Raw genomic sequence first — 22,181 nt, forward strand, 5'->3', positions numbered from 1 at the left:
GCCTACAGCGAAAGGCGGATGGCCCCGGATCGACACCCGCATTAGCGTATCGGGTGAGGGCGAGGCAGCCCGCCACGATGGCGATCGATCCAGGGAAGGACGGGGACATGAAGCACGGGAAAACGTTGCTGCGTACAGTTTTGGTGACGAGTTGGCTGGTCCTGCTCCTCGCGTGTGCACCGGCCGTGCGGCAGCCTCCGCCGCCGGAGGCGTCCCGGACCCGTGCGGGCATGGTGGTCCAGGGAGCGCATGATAGCGACGGGCAGGCCGTCGCGCGCCACCTGCAAGACCGCTACGACGACACGGCGGCGGACTGCCGCAAAAACGCGAGCGATCCCAATCCGCTTCCAGCGGTGCTCTGCTCGGGCATTCTGCTGCGCACCACCGTGCGCGGGAACTACGATGTCTGGAATCCCAACCTCGGGTCGCCTCTGAAGTACGGGGTATCGTTCTCCTGGCTACGCAGGGACTCCGCGTTCGGCGGCCTGGTTTTCAACTACGACAACGGCTTCATCATCCTGCCGCACTTCTTCGCGGATTCGCCGTCGGATGGTTATACCCAGCTCGCCGTGTTGTGCATCTTTCCTTTTGACGCGGATACGCTGAATCGGAAAGGGGATAAAAACGACGGCTGCGGTCAGCATGGGACGACGCAGGGTACGGGTCCCTGCCAGGCGCAGAAGATTGAAACAGCGGCCCAATGGCTGGCTAAGTTTGGCGCGGCGCCAAACCGCTATCGCGATCAATGCGGCTTTACGCTGACGGCCGGGACGCCTGGCGCTTCTCTCTCGTTTCAGGCGCAGGCGAGCATTCGGACACAACTGACGCAGTTCTTCGGGATACACAACGAAGTCATGGTGGAGAAGTGGGCGCAAAACGATGCACACATCCCTCTTGAGGCCTTCTTTTACGACGACCGGGGCGCAGGGCTGGCCAGTGCGCGACTGAATCAATGGGACTTCCAGGCCGCCACTCGTCGGTGGGTGCCGATCATCAAGGTAACGATGCCGACGGCCGTCAATGGGCCGGCCGCATTCACGTACGTGGTTGCCGATCAGCAGATTCCCTGAGCCTTGAGGGCGCAGTCAAAACGAGGCGGAGCGAGTCGGCCGCTATGGATAACGGATCGTCGGGAAGGAGACCGTCATGACCCAGGGAAGCGATGCGACCGAGCGGTTGCGGGTAGCGCTGTTAGGCCTGCTCGATGAGCTGGATGCGCGAACGGATGTGGGTGGCGCGCAGGTCAGTGCTGCCGGACCGGTAAACGACGAAGTGCGGGAGGACGCCGATGCGGAATCGCATCCGGAGGTCAGTGCCGCCCGTTGGGGGCAGTATCTTCTGAAAAGGCAGCACGATCTGCTCGCCACGTCGCGGGACCGGAACGTGGTCGATGAGGCTCGCGGCCCGCTTGCGCGGCGGCATGCCTTGTTGGCATCGGAATACCTCCAGACGATCCTGGAGGGGCAGATCGAGCATTTTTCCGGTGGCATCTCGACCAATCAGGTCTGGATCCCGTGTCCGTGTTTTGGGACGGTGCCGCCACCGCCACCGCCACCGCCACCGCCACCGCCACCGCCACCGCCACCGCCACCGCCACCGCCACCGCCTCCGCCACCGCCTCCGCCACCGCCTCCTCCTGTGCCGGTGCCGCCGCCCCCGGGGCCGTATCCACCGCCTCCGTCACCGCCGCCACCGCCGCCGGGAGGTGGGAGCGCCTGCAGGACGTGTGGGAGCACGGTGAATCCTCAGGGTGCGCGTTACTGCATGGACTGCGGTAACGCGTTATGAGGTAGCGCGGCACCGCACAGCGATCCGCGATTTTTGCGGTTTGTGCGGTGTCGCCTTTAGCGGTTCCGGGTTGTCAGGGAAGGATTCGTCATGGAGCGGCGTGTTTCGGAAGGGTTGCGTGCCGGTGGGCTGGGGCTGTGTTGCCTCCTGGCCTCCTGTAGTCACACCGTTCGCCTTCCTGCGCCGATGGCGCATGACGGCGACGGTCTCAGGGTCGCCCGCGCTATCCAGGCCAGGTACGACGACTCGACGAATGTCCGCTGCAACGGTTCGGCCACCGCTCCCTCGTTTCTCTGCTCCGGCGTCATGCTCCGCAGTACGAGCTACCCGGCCAGCGGTCACGCCTGGGATCCCAAGGGCGCAACGAATCCCAAGCCGGGTGGTATCTCGTTCTCCTGGATGCGACGTGACGCGCAGTTCAACAAAGTGGCACACGGGTACACGCAGGGTTTCGTGCTGATTCCCGTGCTGCTTTATGACGGACGGCCATTCCGGAATATGGAAGTCCTCTGTGCGTATGCCATCGACGGTGCGTCCGATGAGCGCGCCAGTCGCGGGTGTGGGGCCCACCGCAAGTACCTTTCCGACAGTGGACCGTGCCAGTCGCAAGGCATCGTGACGGCGGCGGCGTGGCTGCTTCACTACGTCAAGGTGTCGGGCGAATACGAGCAGCGCAACCATCAGTGCGGCTTTGCCGTGATGTCCGCCACACCGAACTCGTCGGCCATCTTTCAGGAAGCTCTCGGCGCCATGCGTGTCATCAAGCAGCAGTCGTTCCGTGAGCAGAACGAACTGGTCGTGGAGGAGTGGTCGTTTGGCGATGACGCCCGGTTGCCGATCGAGGCGTTCTTTTACATCTCGGGGCAGGACGGTCCGCGCGGGGCGATGGCCTACCAGCGTGATTTTCAGGCAGTTGCCGGCCGTTGGGTGCCAGTGATTCGCCTGACGCTGGCGCCGTCGGCGGGAGACCGAGCCACGTTCACGTATCGCCCGCAGGATCAGGCCATTCCCTGATCGGAGCTATTCAGCCAAGGAAGGTGAGTCATGAAGCATGTATGGATTCGACGCTACCACGCGTGGGGTGTGGCTTTCGCGATCGCGATGTTGGCCGCCTGCTCCAGTGTCCCCGGCACTCGTCCGGCCTCCCCTGAGCGGGCGACAGCGGTCGCGTCGCGTCCGGCGGACGTCTCGCCGCTGGGTGCTCATGACAATCAGGGAGCCGGGCCCGGGACGACGTACTCCGTCGGTGTCCAGGACGCTGACGGACCCTCGGTGGCGGCGGCCCTGCAGGCGCGCTACGCCAGCGCCGTCACGGCGTGTCCTGGCGGCCTGCCGGCCGTGTCATGTTCCGGTGTGCTGATGCGGGCGACGGTGCGCGGTGCCTATCGCGTCTGGAATCCCAATCCGGTAAGCCGCACGCCGCGGGGAGTGCCTTTCTCCTGGCTGCGCCGGGACGCGGCGTTCAGCGGGATGGTCTTCAATTACACCAACGGCTTCGTCGTGGTGCCCTATCAGACGGCCCTGGGTTTGCCAGGCCGATACACGGCACTGGAAGTGCAGTGCGTCTATGCCTATGACGCCGATACGTACAACCGCACAACCGGCCTGCGCGACGGATGCTCGCCCCATGACACTGAGACAAGCACCAACACGGCGCCGTGCCAGTCGCAGGACATTTTCAATGCCGACCAGTGGCTCCGCCGGTTTGAATACGCCGCCAATCGCTACACCATGCAATGCGGCTTCCGGGTCAGCGCCGGCACGCCGAACGCGGCTGCCGTTTTCATGGCGCTGCCAGCGATACGAGCGAAGCTGCCGAACGAGATGTGGCTGCATGACGAGCTGATGGTCGCCACGTGGGGTCAGAACGACCCCCGCGTTCCTGTCGAAGCGTTCTTCTTTCTTGCTGGCAGCGCGGCCGGTCTGGCGGAGGCGCGCGCGAATCAGGCCGACTTCCAGGCCGCCACCGGGCATTGGGTGCCGGTCATTCAGTTGACCCTGCCGACCAGTCCGAATGGTCCGGCCTCATTCGTCTACACGCCCTGAGGCGGGCGTGGGATCACTGCGACGGAGGTCTCATCGGGAGACTCCGCGCATCAACGCGGGAGAGCGGATATGAGTGATCGATGGAGCGAGCTGGCGACGAAGCTGGCAGAGGTGGTGAAGCTGATCGAGCTGCTTCAGCAGCCGGTGGCGTCGGAGGGTGGCATTGAGCCTCTTCGTGTCATCCCTCCAGGGCCTGGGGGAGGGACGCCCCCGCCTCCGCCGCCGCCACCGCCAGGTCCGGCACCGACCCCGCCAGGAGGTGGCGGAATCTACTGCAAGGCATGCGGAACGTATAACGTCTTCTGACAGTTCTGGCGGGGCGGGACGGACACGTCCGCCCGTCCCTTGCCCGGCGACTCAGCGCTCGATCAGATCGATCTTGCCCGGCTTACCTTCCCAGTCCTTCGCGTCGGGGAGGCCGTCCTTGCGCTCGGTGATCACCTTCCACTCTTTCGAGAGTTCGGCATTCAGCGCCACGAACGCTTCCTGGCCCGCGGGGACGTCGTCCTCGGGGTAGATGGCGTTGATCGGGCATTCCGGCTCGCACAGGGTGCAGTCGATGCACTCGTCCGGATTGATCACGAGGAAATTCGGGCCCTCATGGAAGGCATCCACGGGGCAGACTTCGACGCAGTCCGTATACTTGCACTTGATGCAGTTGTCGGTAACGACAAAGGTCATGCGGACTATTTATGCGCCGAAGAGGAAAGTGGTGCTCCCTACGAGGTTCGAACTCGTGTTCCCGCCTTGAGAGGGCAGTGTCCTAGACCACTAGACGAAGGGAGCAGGTCGTACCCGGGGTACGAAGCGCGCTAGTATAGCCAAAATCCGGTGGCCAGCAACGCTTTTTTTGCCCGCTCGTCGGATCGGGTCAGATTCGTTACATTTGACCCATTCATCCCGACACCGGCTGCCGGTGGGGGCAGCCACTTGAACGGACGCGGACGCGCCCGCCAGGACCAAGACCGCTTGAATCCCGAAACCAGGAATGAGGTTCCGCCGACGCTCCGCGTCATCCCGCGCGAACAGCACTCCATTTCCCGCAAGAACATCAGTAAAGCCGCCCTGCGCGTGCTGTACCGGCTGCACGACGCCGGCTTCGCCGCCTATCTGGTCGGAGGCGCGGTACGCGACCTGCTGCTGGGCGGCCATCCCAAGGACTTCGACGTAGCGACGGACGCCACCCCCGACGAGGTCAAGGGGCTGTTCCGCAACTGCCGCCTGATCGGCCGACGCTTCCGTCTGGCCCACGTCGTGTTCGGCCCCGAGATCATCGAGGTAGCGACCTTCCGTGGCACGGGCGAGGAAGGCGGCGAGGGCGACAGGCACATCGCCACCGACGGCCGCATCGTCCGCGACAACATATGGGGCACGATCGAGGAAGACGCCGTGCGCCGCGACTTCAGGGTCAACGCGCTTTACTACGACATCGCCGATTTCAGCGTGCGCGATTTCGTCGGCGGCATGCAGGACCTCGAAGACCGCACCATGCGGCTGATCGGCGACCCCGATCAGCGCTATCGCGAAGACCCGGTGCGCATGCTGCGCGCCGCCCGCCTTGCCGCGAAGCTCGGCTTCACCATCGATGCCGCCGCGTCCGCGCCCTTCGCGACGCTGGGCCATCTGCTGACCGAGGCGGCACCCGCCCGCCTGTTCGACGAGTCGCTCAAGCTTTTCCTGGGCGGTCACGGCCTGAAGAGCTTCAAGATGCTCGAGGCGTGCGGCCTGCTGAAATTCCTCTTTCCCGCCACGGCGCGGGCGCTCGAGCGGGGCGACAACGCCCTGCGTGCGCTCGTCGAGCAGGGGCTCGCCAACACCGATGCACGCATCGCCGAGGGTAAGTCGGTTACGCCGGCCTTCCTGTACGCGGTGCTGTTGTGGGGCGAAGTGCGCGACCAGGCCCAGGGCTGGATCGCCCAGGGCTATGACGTCAACGAAGCATGGCAGCACGCCGCGGTGCGTGTCGTCGGCGAGCAGTGCCAGCGCGTAGCGATCCCGCGCCGTTTCACCTTCACGATGGAAGAGATCTGGTCGCTGCAGCCGCGGTTCGAGCAGATCCACCGCAAGCGGGTGTTCCGTCTGATGTCGCACCCGCGCTTCCGGGCCGCGTTCGATTTCCTTCTCCTGCGTGCCCCGGAATCGGATGGCATGCGCGAGCTGGGTGAGTGGTGGGCGCATGCCCAGCAGTTGCCGCCCGAGATGCTCGCCGCCGCCCTCGGTGGCGGTGGCGTGCCGGTGCACGAGCCTTCCACCTCGTCGTCGGCGCCCGCGCGTAAGCGTCGCCGGCGCCGCAAGCCGACGGGTCGCGGTAAGGGCGGTTCGGGCGACGCGTGAGCGTGACCGCGCTGATCGGCCTGGGTGGAAATCTGGGTGACGTGCGTGCGCGGCTCGCGGCCGCGATCGACGCGCTCGGCCGGGTGCCGGGCGTTTCGGTGGGGGCTCGCTCGCGGTTTTACCGTACGCCGCCCTGGGGCAACGTCGACCAGCCGGACTTCGTCAATGCGGCGGTCGCGGTCGATACCGCCATGGGCCCGCATGACCTCCTCGATGTCCTGCTCGCCACCGAGCGCGACTTCGGGCGTGTTCGCGATGGCGAGCGCTGGGGGCCCCGCACGCTCGATCTGGACCTGCTGGCTTACGGCGATCGCACGATCGACGACGAGCGGCTTACCGTGCCACATCCCCGCATCGCTGAACGGGCCTTCGTGCTGTTGCCCCTCGCGGACATCGCTCCCACGCTGACCCTGCCCGGGATCGGACGGGTCGACGCGTTGCTTGGTCACGTCGACGCGGCCGGCTGCGTCTTGCTGGGCTGATGTCATCTCCTTGAGATGCCGCTCGTGTAGGCGGACAATTCCCGTTTCACCCAATCTGGCGAGAAGAGCGTGTACGTCGAAAAAACGAGTGCGCCGGCGCGTAAGCCGGTGACCGTGCCGGGCCTCAAGGCGATGAAAGCCGACGGCCGGAAGATCGTGATGCTCACCGCCTACGATGCGAGTTTCGCCGCGCAGCTGGAGTTTGCCGGGGTAGATATCGCCCTGGTCGGCGATTCGCTGGGCATGGTGGTACAGGGTCGTTCCAGCACGCTGCCGGTCACGGTCGACGAGATGGTCTACCACACCGCCGCGACCGCGCGCGGGCTGTCGGCGACCCTGCTGGTGGCCGACCTGCCGTTCATGAGCGATCGCGACGTGGCGACCGCCATGGACGCGGCCGCGCGACTGGTGGGGCAGGCGGGTGCCGCCATGGTCAAGATCGAGGGCGCCGGGCGTATCTGCGAGGTCATCGCCGCGCTGGCCGAACGCGACATTCCGGTCTGCAGCCATCTGGGTCTTACGCCGCAATCGGTGAACAAGTTCGGCGGCTACAAGGTGCAGGGCAAGACGCAGGACGCCGCCGACAAGCTGCTGGCCGACGCGAAGGCGGTGGAAGCCGCCGGTGCCGACCTGCTGGTGCTCGAGTGCGTGCCGTCCGCGCTGGCAAAACGCATCACCGCCGAGCTGTCCATTCCCGTGATCGGGATCGGCGCGGGCGTCGATTGCGACGGTCAGGTACTGGTCGTCTACGACCTGCTCGGCCTCACCCCCGGCAAGCGCCCGAAGTTCTCGAAGGACTTCCTCGCCGGCCGCGATTCCATTCAGGGCGCGATCGCCGCCTATGTCGAGGACGTGCGCGAACAGCGCTTCCCCGGCGCCGAACACAGTTTCACCTGAGGACCACCCGATGCAGACCGTTACCGATGCCGCCGCGCTCCGCGCCACCGTCCGTGGCTGGCGCGCCGCCGGCCACAACGTCGGCTTCGTGCCCACGATGGGCAACCTGCACGCCGGCCACCATTCGCTGCTGAAGCTGGCGCGTGCCCGCGCTGACCGCGTGGTCGCCAGCGTGTTCGTCAACCCGACCCAGTTCGGTCCGGGCGAGGACTTCGAGCGCTACCCGCGTACCCTGGCTCAGGATCAGGCTGGCCTGGCCGAGGCAGGGTGCGACATCCTCTTCGCCCCCGAGGTGTCGACGATGTATCCGTTCGGCCCGGCCGCCAGTGTCAGCATCCACGTGCCGGTCATCACCGACACGCTCGAGGGTGCGCATCGCCCGGGGCACTTCGACGGCGTCGCCACCGTGGTGGCCAAGCTGTTCAGCCTGGTCCAGCCGGATCTCGCCGTGTTCGGCCAGAAAGACTTTCAGCAGCTCAAGGTGATCGAGCGGATGGTCGCCGACCTCTCGCTGTCGGTGAAGGTCATGTCCGCGCCGACTCTGCGTGACGAGGACGGCCTGGCCAAGAGCTCGCGCAACCAGTATCTGTCGACCCAGGAGCGCGCCCGCGCGCCGCAGATCTACGCCACCCTGACCCAGATGCGCGATCTGTTCGGTCAGGGTCACAGCTGGCAGGCGCTGGAACAGGCCGCCAGGGCGCGTCTGGAGCGGGCCGGCTTCGTGCCCGACTACGTGGCGATTCGCCGTGCGGACGACCTTACGGAGCCGACGGCGGAGCAGCGCGACGGCCTCGTCGCCCTCGTGGCTGCCCGGCTGGGCAATACCCGCCTGATCGACAACCTGCCGTTCGACTGAATCCCTTCACAAACGGGGACTTGCGTTTCGAGGCGCTGTCCCCCATAAAGCGCACCGACAGAGGAAGCCCACGCGACGGACGGGCAACCCTCCGTTAGAATGGGCGTTTTTGTAACCGCCAATACCCAGAGACCGCCATGCAGCTCAACATGCTCAAGTGCAAGATCCACCGCGCCACGGTGACTCACGCCGAGCTGAACTACGAAGGTTCGATCGCCATCGACGGCAACCTGCTCGACGCCGCGGGTATCCGCGAGTACGAGCAGATCCATGCCTGGAACATCAGCAACGGCGAACGCTTCGTCACCTACGCGCTGCGCGCGGATGAGGGCTCGGGCATCATTTCCGTCAACGGCAGCGCCGCCCGTCGCGTCTCCGTAGGCGACCTCGTGATCATCGCCGCGTTCGCCACCCTCTCCGAGGCCGAGATGGCCAAGTATCAGCCGGACCTGGTGTACGTCGACGCGAACAACCGCATCACGCATACGAATCATTCGATTCCGAAGCAGGCGGCGTAGCCGCCTGCTGGGTAGGAGCGCGCCCCGCGCGCGAAAAGCCAACAAAGCGATGAAGCGGCACCCCATCATCGCCCTGTAGGCTTTTCGCGCGCAGGGCGCGCTCCTACATCAGCGGGGTGGCCGCAGCCGCGGGGCGGCCACATCATCGGGCTGGCCACACGATCTCGCGAGTCCCCGGAGCGACATCCATACAATCCACTTACGCTGCACTGCGGTAACATCGGGATTCCCTATCCGTTGCAGCCAAGTGGAAGCCATGGAATCACAGCACGACCGTCTGCCCTCGTTCGAGGAGCACGCCTCCCGCCTTGCCAGGACCACGCTTCGCGAACTCGTCCAGGACGATGCCCGCGGTGAGCGCCTGCGTCGCCGTATGGGCCCCATCCTTCTCGACGTGTCCCGCCAGAAGCTCGACGTCGCGGCGCTCGACGCCGTCGGCGAGTACATCGAAAGCACCGGCTGGAAAGCCGCGCGCGACGCGATGTACGAAGGCAAACACATCAACACCTCCGAAGACCGCGCGGTGCTGCATACCGCGTTGCGCGGCGGTGCCTCGCGACATCCTGCGGCGCCCGCCGACGTCCGCAAGGAAGTCGCCGACGCGCTCGACAAGATGGAAACCCTGGTCAATGCCGTCCACAAGGGCGAAGGCGAGTCGGTCGGCCTGATCGGTCGCGTCACCGACGTGGTCAACATCGGTATCGGCGGTTCGGACCTCGGTCCCCGTCTGGCCGTGCACGCGCTGGAGCAGTTCCATGTCGACGGCATCCGCAGCCACTTCCTGACTAATGTCGACGGCCAGGCAGCGACGGACCTGATGAAGGTGCTGGACCCGGCGCACACGCTGGTGATTCTCGTCTCCAAGAGCTTTAACACGCAGGAGACGCTGCTCAACGGTGGCGTGTTCCGCAACTGGATTCTCAAGGCCAACAACGGCGACGAGGCGAAGACCACCAGGCACTTCATCGCCGTGAGTTCCAACGACGAAGCCGTGCACAAGTGGGGTGCCTCTCAGGTGCTCCCGATGTGGGACTACGTCGGCGGCCGTTTCTCGCTGTGGTCTGCGGTCGGCGCGTCGATTGCCTTCGCCATCGGCATGAAGGGCTTCCGCGATTTGCTCGCGGGCGCTGCCGAGGCCGACGATCATTTCCGCAGCGCGGAGTGGAAGGACAACCTTCCGGTCCTGCTGACCATCGCCGAAGTCTGGAACCGCAACGTCCTCGGCCGCAGTAGCCGTGCCGTCGTGCCGTACGTGGATTCCCTCGCCGACCTGCCGTCCTACCTGCAGCAGCTCGAGATGGAAAGCCTCGGCAAGCACGTGCATCCGGGCGACGGCAGCGAAGTGACGGGCAAGACCGTTCCGGTGGTCTGGGGCAGCATCGGTACCAACGCGCAGCACGCCTATTTTCAGGCGCTGCACCAGGGCACCGATATCGTGCCGCTGGAGTTCATCGGTCTGGTCAAGCCGGCGCACCCGCTGCGCGAGAACCACGACGTGCTGCTGTCCAACCTGCTGGCGCAGGCCGCTGCGTTGTCGCTGGGCAAGACCTTCGAAGAGGCCCTGGCCGAAGCGAAGACCGGCACGGAAGAAGAGCGTCGCGCGCTGGCTGCGCAGCGCACCTTCAAGGGAGACCGTCCGAGCACCGTGTTCATGCTCGACTCGCTCACCCCGCATTCACTGGGTGCGCTGATCGCGCTGTACGAGCACAAGGTGTTCCTGCTCGGCCACCTGTGGGGCGTCAACGCGTTCGACCAGTGGGGCGTGGAGCTGGGCAAGGTGATTGCGAAGCAGATCTATCCGTCGCTCGCCAGCGATAAGGACGTCGGCGATCTGTCGCAGTTCGATGGCGCGACACGTGCATTGATCGGGGCGATTCGCGGGCGTCGGTAACGAGCATCGCCAACACACGAAGAGCCCGGCATATGCCGGGCTTTTCGTTTTCATATGCCGGAAAAACACAGGTCGCGCCTACAGCCAATGGCCTATCGCGGTGCTGTCGCCATCGGGCGCACAGTGAGCGCGAAGTTCCCAAGGATGGAGACGCGTCATGACGACACGACACACTGGAATGTGGAAGGTTTTCGCCCTTCTGCTGTTGCTTGCCGGCTGCGCCACGGAGTCGCCCCGCCGACTCACGCCACATGCCTCGACGCAGGAAGACGGTGCCACGGTGGCGCAGCACATCCAGGATCGGTACGACCAGCTCTACACGGAATGTCGGCCCAGCTATACGCCCGCGGTGCTGTGCACGGGGGTTCTTATGCGCGGGACGATATGGTCGACGGGCTACCATTCGTGGATTCCGAACCCGGCAAACGCGAATGGTGGCGTGTCCTTCTCGTGGCTGCGGCAGGACTCGAATTTCGGCCTCTCGGCCTATCCGAACGGGTTTATCGTGTATCCGCATTTCTACTCGGACACACCCAACTTCTACCAGCTGACGGTGAACTGCGGCTACGTCATCAACGCCGGAACGAACGGCCTCCCTGACAAGTGCCGGTCTCCGTGTCACGCGCAAGGGGTGCTCACCGCCGCCCAGTGGCAGGCAAAGTACGGCGCGGGGTCTTATGGCTGTGCATTCAAGATCGCCCCCGGGGACGCCGCTCCGGATGCCGCCGTCGCATGGATGCAGATCGTCGAGGTCCGCAAGGCGCGGAGCATCTTTACGTGGAACGAAATCATGGTGGAGGCATGGCCTCAGAACACCTACGCAAACATGCCCCTCGAGGCGTTTTTCTATATCTCAGGGAATGCATCCGGCCTCGCCAGCGCGAAGCTGGATCAGCAGGATTTCAGGACGACAGCGGGTCGCTGGGTTCCGGTGATCCGGTGGACACCCGCGACGTCGATCGGTGGCCGCGCGACCTTTGCGTACAACGCGGCCGACCAGGCCATCCTCAACTGAAGCAAGGCGACGCTCAAACCTCGAGCGTCGCCATATCACCCTTTTCTTCCAGCCACTGCTTGCGATCGCTCGCACGCTTCTTGGCCAGCAGCATATCCATCAGCTTCGCCGTCCCGTCTTCCGCTTCGATGGTCAGCTGCACCAGACGACGCGTATCGGGATGCACGGTCGACTCGCGCAGCTGCGCCGGGTTCATCTCGCCCAGGCCCTTGAAGCGCGTCACGCTGACGGCACCCTTCATCTTCTCGCGCTCGACCTTCTCCAGCATCAGACGCTTCTCTTCCTCGTCCAGGCAATAGAACACCTGCTTGCCCACGTCGACACGGAACAGCGGCGGCATGGCGACGAAGACGTGGCCCTGGCTGACCAGGGTTGGAAAGTGACGCAGGAACAGGGCGGCGAGCAGGGTGGCGATGTGCAGGCCGTCGGAATCCGCGTCGGCCAGGATCACCACCTTGCCGTAGCGCAGACCGGACAGGTCGTCCTTGCCGGGATCGCAACCGATGGCGACCGCCAGGTCGTGCACTTCCTGCGAGGCGAGCACGGCGGTCGACTCGACTTCCCAGGTGTTCAGGATCTTGCCGCGCAACGGCATGATCGCCTGGAAGTCCTTGTCGCGCGCCTGCTTGGCCGAGCCACCCGCCGAGTCACCCTCGACCAGGAAGATCTCGGTGCGGGTGAGGTCGGTGGAGGCGCAGTCGGCCAGCTTGCCGGGCAGGGCGGGACCTGCGGTGATCTTCTTGCGGACGACCTGCTTGGCCGCCTTGAGGCGCGCGCTGGCGCGTTCGATGGCGAGCTGGGCGATCTTCTCGCCGAGGTCCACATGCTGGTTCAGCCAGAGACTGAAAGCGTCGTGCACTACACCTTCGACGATGCCGGCGGCGGCACGCGAGGACAGGCGCTCCTTGGTCTGGCCGGCGAACTGGGCGTCCTGCAGCTTGACGCTGAGCACGAAGGCCAGCCGCTCCCAGACGTCTTCCGGTGCCAGCTTGACGCCACGCGGCAGCAGGTTGCGCAGGTCGCAGAACTCGCGGATGGCGTTGGTCAGGCCCGAACGCAGACCGTTGACGTGCGTGCCGCCCTGCGCGGTCGGAATCAGGTTGACGTAGCTTTCCTGCACGAGGTCGCCTTCCGGCAGCCAGGCCAGGGCGACGTCGAGTGCATCGGTCTCGCGTGAGAAATGCTTGACGAACAGCTCCGACGGCAGCGCTTCGGCGCCTTGCAGTTCGGCGCGCAGGTAATCGGACAGGCCATCCTCGAAGTACCACTCGGTGGTTTCGCCGGAGCTTTCGTCCGTCAGGCGCACGGTAAGGCCGGCGCACAGCACCGCCTTGGCGCGCAGCAGGTGCTTGAGCTTGGAAACGAGGATCTTCGGCGTGTCGAAGTACTTCGGATCGGGCCAGAAGCGCAGCGTGGTGCCGGTCTTCTTCTTGGGCACCGTGCCGATGACTTCGAGGTCGCTCGCACGGTCGCCGTCGGCGAAGCTCATGCGGTATTCCTGACCCTCGCGGCGGATCGTGACGTCCACGCGCGTCGACAGCGCATTGACCACCGACACGCCCACGCCATGCAGGCCGCCCGAGAACGCGTAATTCTTGTTCGAGAACTTGCCGCCCGCATGGAGGCGGGTAAGGATCAGTTCGATACCCGGCACCTTCTCTTCCGGGTGGATGTCCACGGGCATACCGCGGCCGTCGTCGGTGACTTCGACCGAGCCGTCCTCGAAGACCGTGACATCGATGGTTTTCGCATGGCCGGCGAGGGCTTCGTCGACCGAGTTGTCGATGACTTCCTGGGCCAGATGGTTCGGCCGCGAGGTGTCGGTGTACATGCCGGGACGGCGCTTGACGGGATCGAGACCGCTGAGGACTTCGATGTCTGAGGCGTTGTAGCGAGTATTCATTAGGTATCGAGGCCGTTCGTAGCCGGGCAGGATGGGGTGAGTGCCCCGGAATGGTCAAGCGTGGGACCGCCGTGTATCGGAGGATGAGATCGGCCTTGCGAAAGCACACGCTGTGGGCGATGACTCACAACGGCGCGCAATGCCACTCCAGCCATTCGCGATCCGCCCCGTCCAGCAACGGTGACAGCGCCGCGCGTACGGTGGCGTGATAGTCGTCGAGCCAGGCGCGCTCCGAGGGCTCCAGCAGGCGCGGTTCCAGCCCCCGACGATCGAACGGACAGAGTGTCAGCGTCTCGAAGGCGAAGAATTCGCCGAACTCGGTGCTGTCCGCCTGCGTCACCACCGCCAGGTTTTCGTGGCGGATACCGTAACGGCCGGGCTTGTACAGGCCCGGCTCGATCGAGGTGATCATCCCGGTCTCCAGCGGTACCAGCGCGCCACCGGTCACCGGCGGGCGAATGCCATGCGGGCCCTCGTGCACATTCAGGAAATACCCGACGCCGTGGCCGGTGCCGTGGCCGAAGTCCATGCCGGCCGCCCACAGCGGCGCACGGGCGAGTGCGTCCAGCTGCGGGCCGCTGGCGCCTTTGGGGAAACGGGCGCGGGACAGGCCGATCATGCCCTTGAGCACGAGGGTCGAGTCGCGGCGCTGCTCGTCGGTCACGGGGCCGAGGGCGAGGACGCGGGTGATGTCGGTCGTGCCGCCCAGGTACTGGCCGCCGGAATCGATCAGCAGCAGGCCTTTGGCGGCCAGCGGGCTGAACTGGTCTTCGGTGGCCCGGTAATGGGGCAGGGCGCCGTTGGCCTGATACCCGGCGATGGTCGAGAAGCTCTCGCCGACGAAGCCGGTCTGGGCGCTGCGTGCGTCGCGGACGATCGTGTCGACATCGAGTTCGGTCAGCGGCTCACCGGCGGCGAGACCGGTCTCGATACGGCGGAAGGCCCGGGCCAGCGCGGCGCAGTCGCGACGCATGACGTCGCGGATGTGGTCGAGTTCCTCGGGTGTCTTGCGCGCTTTCTGCGCCGTGGACGGCGCGGCGGCATGAACCTGCTTCACCGTCGGGGGCAGACCCTCCAGAACGGAGACGACGACACGGGCCGGATCGATCAGCAGCACGGCCTCGTCGGGCAGGGCGGCCAGCGCGGAGGCGGCCGTGGCGTAATCGGCGACTGAGATGCCATCCGCGGCGAGCGCCGCTTTGACCTCGCCCGGCACCTTGGCCGCATCGACGAACAGGGTGGCCCGATCCTCCGCGATCAGCAGATGCGCCAGGAACACCGGGTTGTAGTCGACGTCCGCACCGCGGAGGTTGGTCAGCCAGGCGATGTCGTCCAGGCTGGACAGGAAGTGGTGCGTGGCGCCCGCGCGGCGCATCGCCGTGCGCACATGGCGCAGCTTGTCCGCGCGATCGACCGCGGCAAACGGAGCCAGATGGGCGAACACCGGTGCATCGGGCCTGCCCGGACGATCCGGCCAGGCGGCGGCGGGAAGGTCGAGGTCGGTGCGCAGCGAGGCGCCGGCGGCGGCCAGCCGTTTGCCCAGGCTTTCGGCACCCGAGAGCGACACGCTGTCGCCGGCGACGGCGACGGTATCGCCTTCACCGACCTGGCCGACCAGCCAGCTGACGTGCTCCGCCGTGTGCGCCACGTTCAGTTTCATCAGGGGCAGGCCACTGCCCGCGAGCTCGGTTTCCGCCTGCGAGAAGTAGCGGGAATCGGTCCACAGCCCGCCGCCGGTCGCCGTCACGATCAGCGTGCCGGACGAGCCGGTGAAGCCGGAAAACCACTCGCGGCCCTGCCAGCGGGGCGGCAGGTACTCGGAAAGGTGGGGATCGGCCGTGGGAACGACGACGGCGGCGATGCCTTCGCGGGCCATGGCGGCGCGAAGGGCCTGGAGACGGGCGGGGATGGAGGTAGCGGTCATTTCACCATGGTAAAACGAAGGCGCCCGTCCGGCACGTTCATCATGCCCCTCGCGAGTAGGGATGCACTCGGGTAAAATACCGATTTCCAGCACTGGCTGCTCGCATGACTCCCCTGATTTTCGTCACCGGCGGTGTGGTGTCTTCCCTCGGGAAGGGCATCGCAGCGGCGTCGCTCGCGTCCATTCTCGAGGCGCGGGGTCTCTCCGTCACCATGATGAAGCTCGATCCGTATATCAACGTGGATCCGGGCACCATGAGTCCCTTCCAGCACGGCGAGGTCTACGTCACCGACGACGGTGCCGAGACCGACCTCGACCTGGGCCATTACGAGCGCTTCGTCCGCACGCGCCTCACCGGTAAGAATTCGATCACCGCCGGCAAGATCTACGAGTCGGTGATCCGCAAGGAGCGCCGCGGCGACTACCTCGGCGCCACCGTGCAGGTCATCCCGCACATCACCGACGAGATCAAGCACTCCATCCACGAAGCGACGCGCGGTTACGACGTGGCGCTCGTGGAAGTCGGCGGCACCGTGGGCGATATCGAGTCCCTGCCGTTCCTCGAGGCCATCCGCCAGCTGCGTATCGAGCACGGCGCCGAGAAGTGCATGTTCGTGCATCTCACGCTGGTGCCGTATATCAAGGCCGCGGGCGAGATCAAAACCAAGCCGACCCAGCACTCGGTGAAGGAGCTTCGCTCCATCGGTATTCAGGCCGACGTGCTGCTCTGCCGCTGCGAGGAGCCCCTTCCGGACGCCGAGCGCCACAAGATCGCCCTGTTCACCAACGTGCCGAAGAACGCCGTCATCAGCACGATCGACGTCGACGTCATCTACAAGCTGCCGATGTGGCTGCACGAGCAGGGTCTGGACGAACTGGTCATCAAGCGGCTCGGCCTCGACGCCGGCCCGGCGGACCTCTCCAGCTGGGTGCGCACGGTCGAAGCCGTCGAGCACCCGCGCGACGAGATCAACATCGCCATCGTCGGCAAGTACGTCGAGCACAAGGACGCCTACAAGTCCCTGGCCGAAGCGCTGCGTCACGGCGGCATCAACCAGTCCACGCGGGTCAACCTGCACTGGGTCGATTCCGAGGACGTGGAAGCGCGTGGCGCGCGCACCGTGCTGGGCGACTCGGACGCCATCCTCGTGCCCGGCGGCTTCGGCAAGCGGGGGTTCGAGGGCAAGATCCTGGCCGCGCAGTTCGCCCGCGAAGCCGGTGTGCCGTACTTCGGCATCTGCTACGGCATGCATGCGGCGGTGGTCGAGTTCGCCCGTAATACGGCGGGCCTCACCCAGGCCGACTCCAGCGAGAACGACCGCAACACGCCGGATCCGGTCATCGGGCTGATTACCGAGTGGACCACCGCCACCGGCGAAATCGAGCAGCGCAGCGAGCGCTCCGACCTGGGCGGCACCATGCGCCTGGGCGCGCAGGAGTGCCGCCTCAAGGCCGGAACGCTGGCCCGCGAACTCTATGGCGAAGACGTGGTGCGCGAGCGCCATCGTCACCGTTACGAGTTCAACAACCGCTACCGCCAGTCGTTCGAAGACCTCGGCCTGGTGATCTCGGGCAAGTCGATGGACGATCTCCTGGTCGAAATCGTCGAGCTTCCGCGCCATGTGCATCCGTGGTTCCTGGGTTGCCAGGCGCATCCGGAATTCACCTCGACGCCGCGCGAAGGCCATCCGCTGTTCATCGGATTCGTCCGTGCCGCCCGCGAGTACAAGGCTGTCCGTGAGGGTGAAAAGCTCGCCGTCCGTTCCGAGGCGTCGGCGGCATCGAGCCACGCCTGATCGTTTCCCTGAAACGGTATGATTGACGGGATGCCGGCGCGAGGTGCGCCGGCGATGCCAACGCTGGGGCCGCAAAGGGTCCGGGGAGACAGGCTGGATGACTGAGGACAACGGGATCCCTACCGCCGGTGAAGGTCGCCAGCGTGCGGCACGTCTGCCGCAGTCGGGTCACGGCATCGCCTCGTTCGTCCTAGCCATCGTCTCCGGTCTCGCCATCGCTTTCGGCATCTCGCTCGCCGCCTCCCTGATGATGGCCGGTAACCCGGAAGAGCAGCTCGCGGTGTTCGGCACCATCGGCTTCATCCTCATCGCCTTTCTCGTCCTCGCCCTCGTCGGCGTCGTGCTCGGCTTCATCGCCTTGCGCCGCCAGGACCGCCGCCGCACGTTCGGCGCGATCGGGCTCGGACTCAACGTTTTCATCCTGATCGGTACCGGCGGCCTCATGCTGCTCGGTACTGTCCTGCGTCATTCCAACTCGTAACGGGAACAGCATGAGCACTTCGATCACCAAAATTCACGCCCGCGAAATCCTCGACTCCCGCGGCAACCCGACCCTCGAAGCCGAAGTCACCCTGGCCGACGGTTCGTTCGGCCGCGCGGCCGTGCCCAGCGGCGCCTCCACCGGCACCCGCGAAGCCGTGGAACTGCGTGACGGCGACACCTCCCGTTACGGCGGCAAAGGCGTCACGAAGGCCGTCGCCAACGTCAATGGCGACATCGCCAGGGCGCTGGCTGGCTACGACGCGCTCGACCAGAAAGGTCTCGACGACAAGCTGATCGCACTCGACGGTACCGACAACAAGGGCAAGCTGGGCGCCAACGCGCTGCTCGGCGTTTCCATGGCCGCCGCTCACGCCGCTGCCGCCTCGAAGAAGCAGGCCCTGTGGCAGTACCTGATGGTCGACGGCGGCGGCACGCTGCCGGTGCCGATGATGAACATCATCAACGGTGGCGCCCACGCCGACAACAACGTCGATGTGCAGGAGTTCATGGTTCTGCCGGTCGGCGCGCCCAGCTTCGCCGAAGCCCTGCGTTACGGCGCCGAGATCTTCCACGCGCTGAAGTCGGTGCTGAAGGGTCGCGGCCTGAACACGTCGGTGGGCGACGAGGGTGGCTTCGCGCCGAACCTCAAGTCCAACGTCGAAGCGCTCGACACGATCCTGGAAGCCGTCAACAAGACCGGCTTCAAGGTCGGCAGCGAGATCCTCCTCGGCCTCGACGTCGCCAGCTCGGAGTTCTTCAAGAACGGCAAATACGACCTCGAAGGCGAAGGCAAGGTGTTCACGCCGGAGCAGTGGGTCGACACGCTGGCCTCGTGGTCGAAGCAGTACCCGATCGTCACCATCGAAGACGGGATGGGTGAAGGCGACTGGGAAGGCTGGGCACACCTGACTCGCGCGATCGGCGAAGGCATCCAGCTGGTCGGTGACGACCTGTTCGTGACCAACCCGAAGATCTTCCAGGAAGGCATCGACAAGAAGATCGCCAACGCCATCCTGATCAAGGTCAATCAGATCGGTACGCTGTCCGAGACGCTCGAAGCCATCGCCATGGCCGACCGCGCGAAGTACGCGGCCATCGTCTCGCACCGCTCGGGTGAAACCGAAGACACCACGATCTCCGACATCGCCGTGGCCACCACGGCGACGCAGATCAAGACCGGTTCGCTGTGCCGCACGGATCGCGTGGCCAAGTACAACCAGCTGCTGCGTATCGAGGAAGCCCTTGGCGCATCGGCGAAGTACGCGGGTCGCCATGCGTTCCCGAGCCTGTCCAAGCTGCCGGGCTGAGTCGTCACTTGAGCAATGCGGCAATCCTGCGGTGGATCGGCCTGATCCTCGTCATCATCCTCATCGCGCTGCAGCTGAAGCTGTGGGTCGGCGGTGGGGGGATGGCCGAGGTCGATTCACTGCGCGCGTCGGTCGCCAAACAGACCGAAGACAATGCCGCCTTGCAGAAGCGCAACCAGGCGCTGGCGGCGGACGTTGAAGACCTCAAGCACGGCGAGCAGGCCACCGAGGCGCGCGCGCGTCAGGAACTGGGTCTGGTCAAGCCGGGCGAAACGTTCTACCAGGTCGTCGAGCCGGGGGCCGCGACCAGCGCGCCGCCGGCTCCGCCGCCCGTCGCGCCTGGCGGCCAGTAATGGACGCGCTGTGGTGTGTGATTCCCGCCGCCGGTAAGGGCGTCCGGGCCGGCGGTGATCGACCCAAGCAATACCAGCCGATCGCCGGCAGACCGATGCTCGACCGCACCCTCGAACGCCTCGCTGCGCATCCGCGCATCGCTGGCTTCGTGGTGGTCATCGCGGCCGACGATGGGCACTTTTCTTCCGTGGACACGGTGGGCGGCAAGCCGCTGATCGTGGCCAGGGGTGGTGGCGAACGCAGCGATTCCGTCCTCGCGGGCCTGCTGGCCTTGCCGCCGTCCGTCGGTGAGGGTGACTTCGTGCTCGTGCATGACGCGGCCCGGCCGTGCGTGCGCGCCACCGACATCTCCCGCCTGATCGAGCTCGCCTCGACGGGTGAGGGTGGCCTGCTTGCCGCCCCCCTGCGTGACACGCTGAAACGGGCGGATGGACAGGATCGCAGCGTGGCGACCGAGCCGCGCGACGGCCGCTGGCGTGCGTTCACCCCGCAGATGTTCCGGCGCGGCGCGCTGGCGCGTGCACTTCGCCTTGCCGCCGACGCGGGTATCGTCGTCAGCGATGAGGCGATGGCGATGGAGCGGACCGGTGTTTCGCCGCTGTTGGTCGAAGGTTCGGAAGACAATATCAAGGTAACGACGCCGGCCGACTTCGCCCTGGCGGAATTCCTGTCAGGGAGAACTCGGTGATGCGTATTGGCCAGGGCTTCGACGTCCACGCGTTTGGCGACGGCGACCATGTGATGCTCGGTGGCGTGCGCGTGCCGCATAGCCAGGGCGTGCTTGCGCATTCCGACGGCGACGTCGTGCTGCATGCGCTCTGCGATGCCTTGCTCGGCGCGCTGGCGCTCGGCGATATCGGTAAGCATTTTCCGCCGTCCGACGAGAAGTGGCGGGGCGCGGACAGCCGTTCGTTCGTCCGCGCCGTACGCGATCTTCTCGCCGAGCGCGGCTACGAGCTCGGGAACGCCGACATGACCGTGATCTGCGAGGCGCCGAAGGTCGGTCCGCACGCGCAGGCCATGCGGGCGATCATCGCCGAGGATCTCGGTGTCGACATCGACCGCATCAGCATCAAGGCGACGACGACGGAAACCCTCGGTTTCACCGGTCGTCGCGAAGGCATCGCGGCGCTGGCCACCGTGCTGGTGCTGCGCGCATGAGCGAGGCCGAACCGCGCACCTCGACGCCGCGCCTGCACGACAGGCTCGAGGCGATCACCGAGTTGCTGCGGCGCCGGGAAGGCCTGCTCGAGTACGCGGGTGCGGCACCCAACGACGACGAGACCGCGCTCGGCGCGACCGATGCGGAGCTCCAGTCACGCCTGGATGAACTGCATCCGGCGGATCTCGCCGACGTGCTCGAATCGCTGCCGCTGGAAGATCGCCTCGCGGTCTGGCAGCGCGTGCGTTCGGACCGGGACGGCGAGATCCTGCTGGAAGTCTCCGACTCGGTGCGCGAAGCGCTAATCGCGGACATGGACGACAGCGAGATTCTCGCCGCTGTCGAGCCGCTCGACGCGGACGAGCTCGCCGACCTCGTCGACGACCTGCCGACCGACGTGCTGCCCGAGCTCATGGCCAGCCTCGACGCGCAGGAGCGCGAACGCGTGCAGGCTGCCATGTCCTTCGAGGACGACCAGGTCGGCGCGTTGATGGACTTCGACATGGTCACCATCCGCGAGGACATCAGCCTCGAGGTGGTGCTGCGCTACCTGCGTCGGTTCGAAGAACTGCCCGCGCAGACGGACAAGCTGTTCGTCGTCAATTCGGAGAACGTGCTCACCGGCGTGCTGCCCTTGCACTGGCTGCTGGTGAACTCGCCGGACAAGATGGTTCACGAGATCATGGCGCCCGACGTCAATACGTTCCGTCCGGAAGACGATGCGTACGACGTCGCCCAGGCGTTCGAACGCTACGACCTGGTCACGGCGCCCGTGATCGATCACCAGCAGCGCCTGATCGGCCGTATCGCCGTTGACGCGATGCTCGACTTCATCCGCGAGGAAAGCGAGACCGAAGCCCTGTCGCGTGGCGGTCTGCGCGAAGAAGAAGACATCTTCGCCTCGGTATGGAAGTCCGTGCGCAATCGCTGGGCGTGGCTGGCGATCAACCTGATCACGGCCTTCATCGCCTCCCGTGTGATCGGCCTGTTCGAACACTCGATCGAAAAGCTCGTCGCGCTCGCGGCACTGATGCCGATCGTCGCGGGCATCGGCGGCAATTCCGGCAACCAGACCATCACCATGATCGTCCGCGCCATGGCGCTGGAGCAGGTGGGTCCGTCGCAGGCCAAGCGTCTGTGGCGCAAGGAGCTCGGCGTCTCGCTGATCAATGGTGTCGTCTGGGGCGGTTGCATCGGCGTGGTCGCATGGCTGCTCTACGGCAGCGTGTCGCTCGGTCTGGTGATGACCTCGGCCATGACACTCAATCTTCTTCTCGCCGCGTTCATGGGGGTCGGTATCCCGATGCTCATGACCAGACTCGGCCGCGATCCGGCGCTGGGCTCCAGCGTGCTGATCACGGCGGTGACCGACAGCGGCGGCTTTTTCATTTTCCTGGGGCTGGCGACGATTTTCCTGCTCTGAAG

Annotated in this window: 22 protein-coding genes and 1 tRNA gene; 18 read left to right on the forward strand and 5 right to left on the reverse strand. The window is 65.8% G+C overall.

The window, feature by feature from the left end; all coding sequences use genetic code 11:
* Positions 1-107: 107 nt before the first annotated feature.
* Positions 108-1,070, forward strand: a complete 963-nt coding sequence (locus tag J2X57_RS12640; protein ID WP_051943447.1) for a hypothetical protein — start codon at positions 108-110, stop codon at positions 1,068-1,070.
* A 121-nt stretch (positions 1,071-1,191) separates the two neighbouring features.
* Here J2X57_RS12640 and J2X57_RS12645 read toward each other — a convergent pair whose 3' ends face one another.
* A complete protein-coding gene (locus J2X57_RS12645; protein ID WP_036111962.1) occupies positions 1,192-1,476 on the reverse strand; it encodes a hypothetical protein in 285 nt (94 codons plus the stop codon).
* 38 nt (positions 1,477-1,514) lie between these two features.
* Here J2X57_RS12645 and J2X57_RS12650 point away from each other — a divergent pair, with 38 nt between their 5' ends.
* The 3 genes from J2X57_RS12650 (at position 1,515) to J2X57_RS12660 (ending at position 3,834) form a co-directional block, all read left to right on the forward strand.
* The gene (locus J2X57_RS12650; RefSeq protein WP_309867587.1) at positions 1,515-1,778 is read left to right on the forward strand and encodes a hypothetical protein; all 264 of its coding nucleotides are present in this window, start codon (positions 1,515-1,517) and stop codon (positions 1,776-1,778) included.
* Between the two features lie 100 nt (positions 1,779-1,878).
* A complete protein-coding gene (locus J2X57_RS12655; RefSeq protein ID WP_309867589.1) occupies positions 1,879-2,802 on the forward strand; it encodes a hypothetical protein in 924 nt (307 codons plus the stop codon).
* Between the two features lie 30 nt (positions 2,803-2,832).
* Positions 2,833-3,834 carry a hypothetical protein gene (locus J2X57_RS12660; RefSeq protein ID WP_309867591.1) on the forward strand — a complete coding sequence of 334 codons (1,002 nt, stop codon included), beginning with the start codon at positions 2,833-2,835 and terminating at the stop codon, positions 3,832-3,834.
* 357 nt (positions 3,835-4,191) lie between these two features.
* Here J2X57_RS12660 and fdxA read toward each other — a convergent pair whose 3' ends face one another.
* Together fdxA and J2X57_RS12670 are read right to left on the reverse strand one after the other, a co-directional pair.
* Positions 4,192-4,515, reverse strand: coding sequence for a ferredoxin FdxA (fdxA, locus tag J2X57_RS12665; protein WP_036111970.1), 324 nt, complete (start codon positions 4,513-4,515; stop codon positions 4,192-4,194).
* A gap of 29 nt (positions 4,516-4,544) precedes the next feature.
* Positions 4,545-4,620, reverse strand: a tRNA-Glu gene (locus tag J2X57_RS12670).
* Between the two features lie 183 nt (positions 4,621-4,803).
* Here J2X57_RS12670 and pcnB point away from each other — a divergent pair.
* The 7 genes from pcnB to J2X57_RS12705 all read left to right on the forward strand — a co-directional run bounded on the left by pcnB (position 4,804) and on the right by J2X57_RS12705 (position 11,827).
* Complete coding sequence (pcnB, locus tag J2X57_RS12675; RefSeq protein WP_036111972.1) at positions 4,804-6,168, forward strand: polynucleotide adenylyltransferase PcnB; 1,365 nt, start codon at positions 4,804-4,806, stop codon at positions 6,166-6,168.
* Positions 6,165-6,650 (forward strand): 2-amino-4-hydroxy-6-hydroxymethyldihydropteridine diphosphokinase, encoded by a 486-nt coding sequence (folK, locus tag J2X57_RS12680; RefSeq protein WP_239709081.1) that lies wholly within the window; start codon positions 6,165-6,167, stop codon positions 6,648-6,650. Before pcnB ends, folK begins: the two co-directional genes overlap by 4 nt.
* A 69-nt stretch (positions 6,651-6,719) precedes the next feature.
* Complete coding sequence (gene panB, locus J2X57_RS12685) at positions 6,720-7,547, forward strand: 3-methyl-2-oxobutanoate hydroxymethyltransferase (protein WP_043694806.1); 828 nt, start codon at positions 6,720-6,722, stop codon at positions 7,545-7,547.
* A 10-nt stretch (positions 7,548-7,557) separates the two neighbouring features.
* Positions 7,558-8,403 (forward strand): pantoate--beta-alanine ligase, encoded by an 846-nt coding sequence (gene panC / locus J2X57_RS12690; RefSeq protein WP_036111978.1) that lies wholly within the window; start codon positions 7,558-7,560, stop codon positions 8,401-8,403.
* Between the two features lie 137 nt (positions 8,404-8,540).
* Entirely contained in the window at positions 8,541-8,921 is a 381-nt protein-coding gene (gene panD / locus J2X57_RS12695) for an aspartate 1-decarboxylase (protein WP_036111981.1), read from the forward strand.
* Between the two features lie 256 nt (positions 8,922-9,177).
* A complete protein-coding gene (gene pgi / locus J2X57_RS12700) occupies positions 9,178-10,812 on the forward strand; it encodes a glucose-6-phosphate isomerase (RefSeq protein ID WP_308847659.1) in 1,635 nt (544 codons plus the stop codon).
* Positions 10,813-10,969: 157 nt separating this feature from the next.
* Positions 10,970-11,827 (forward strand): hypothetical protein, encoded by an 858-nt coding sequence (locus J2X57_RS12705; protein WP_143025813.1) that lies wholly within the window; start codon positions 10,970-10,972, stop codon positions 11,825-11,827.
* A gap of 13 nt (positions 11,828-11,840) precedes the next feature.
* Here J2X57_RS12705 and parE read toward each other — a convergent pair whose 3' ends face one another.
* Both parE and J2X57_RS12715 read right to left on the reverse strand, forming a co-directional pair.
* Entirely contained in the window at positions 11,841-13,730 is a 1,890-nt protein-coding gene (gene parE, locus J2X57_RS12710; RefSeq protein ID WP_036111990.1) for a DNA topoisomerase IV subunit B, read from the reverse strand.
* Between the two features lie 124 nt (positions 13,731-13,854).
* Positions 13,855-15,654 carry an aminopeptidase P family protein gene (locus J2X57_RS12715; protein ID WP_309867605.1) on the reverse strand — a complete coding sequence of 600 codons (1,800 nt, stop codon included), beginning with the start codon at positions 15,652-15,654 and terminating at the stop codon, positions 13,855-13,857.
* A gap of 104 nt (positions 15,655-15,758) precedes the next feature.
* Here J2X57_RS12715 and J2X57_RS12720 point away from each other — a divergent pair, with 104 nt between their 5' ends.
* From J2X57_RS12720 to mgtE, 7 genes are all read left to right on the forward strand, one after another.
* Entirely contained in the window at positions 15,759-17,450 is a 1,692-nt protein-coding gene (locus tag J2X57_RS12720) for a CTP synthase (RefSeq protein ID WP_309867608.1), read from the forward strand.
* Between the two features lie 97 nt (positions 17,451-17,547).
* Positions 17,548-17,931, forward strand: coding sequence for a hypothetical protein (locus tag J2X57_RS12725; protein WP_309867610.1), 384 nt, complete (start codon positions 17,548-17,550; stop codon positions 17,929-17,931).
* Positions 17,932-17,941: 10 nt separating this feature from the next.
* Positions 17,942-19,240 (forward strand): phosphopyruvate hydratase, encoded by a 1,299-nt coding sequence (gene eno / locus J2X57_RS12730; protein ID WP_043694793.1) that lies wholly within the window; start codon positions 17,942-17,944, stop codon positions 19,238-19,240.
* A gap of 23 nt (positions 19,241-19,263) precedes the next feature.
* Positions 19,264-19,593, forward strand: a complete 330-nt coding sequence (gene ftsB / locus J2X57_RS12735) for a cell division protein FtsB (protein WP_036117324.1) — start codon at positions 19,264-19,266, stop codon at positions 19,591-19,593.
* Positions 19,593-20,282, forward strand: a complete 690-nt coding sequence (gene ispD / locus J2X57_RS12740; RefSeq protein WP_308847655.1) for a 2-C-methyl-D-erythritol 4-phosphate cytidylyltransferase — start codon at positions 19,593-19,595, stop codon at positions 20,280-20,282. The genes ftsB and ispD overlap by 1 nt, the downstream gene beginning before the upstream one ends.
* Positions 20,282-20,755 carry a 2-C-methyl-D-erythritol 2,4-cyclodiphosphate synthase gene (ispF, locus tag J2X57_RS12745; RefSeq protein ID WP_036112013.1) on the forward strand — a complete coding sequence of 158 codons (474 nt, stop codon included), beginning with the start codon at positions 20,282-20,284 and terminating at the stop codon, positions 20,753-20,755. Before ispD ends, ispF begins: the two co-directional genes overlap by 1 nt.
* Positions 20,752-22,179 carry a magnesium transporter gene (mgtE, locus tag J2X57_RS12750; protein ID WP_079521084.1) on the forward strand — a complete coding sequence of 476 codons (1,428 nt, stop codon included), beginning with the start codon at positions 20,752-20,754 and terminating at the stop codon, positions 22,177-22,179. Before ispF ends, mgtE begins: the two co-directional genes overlap by 4 nt.
* Positions 22,180-22,181 lie beyond the last annotated feature (2 nt).

Origin of the sequence: Luteibacter sp. 1214 (genome assembly GCF_031455395.1) — a bacterium.
Classification (GTDB): Bacteria; Pseudomonadota; Gammaproteobacteria; order Xanthomonadales; family Rhodanobacteraceae; genus Luteibacter; species Luteibacter mycovicinus.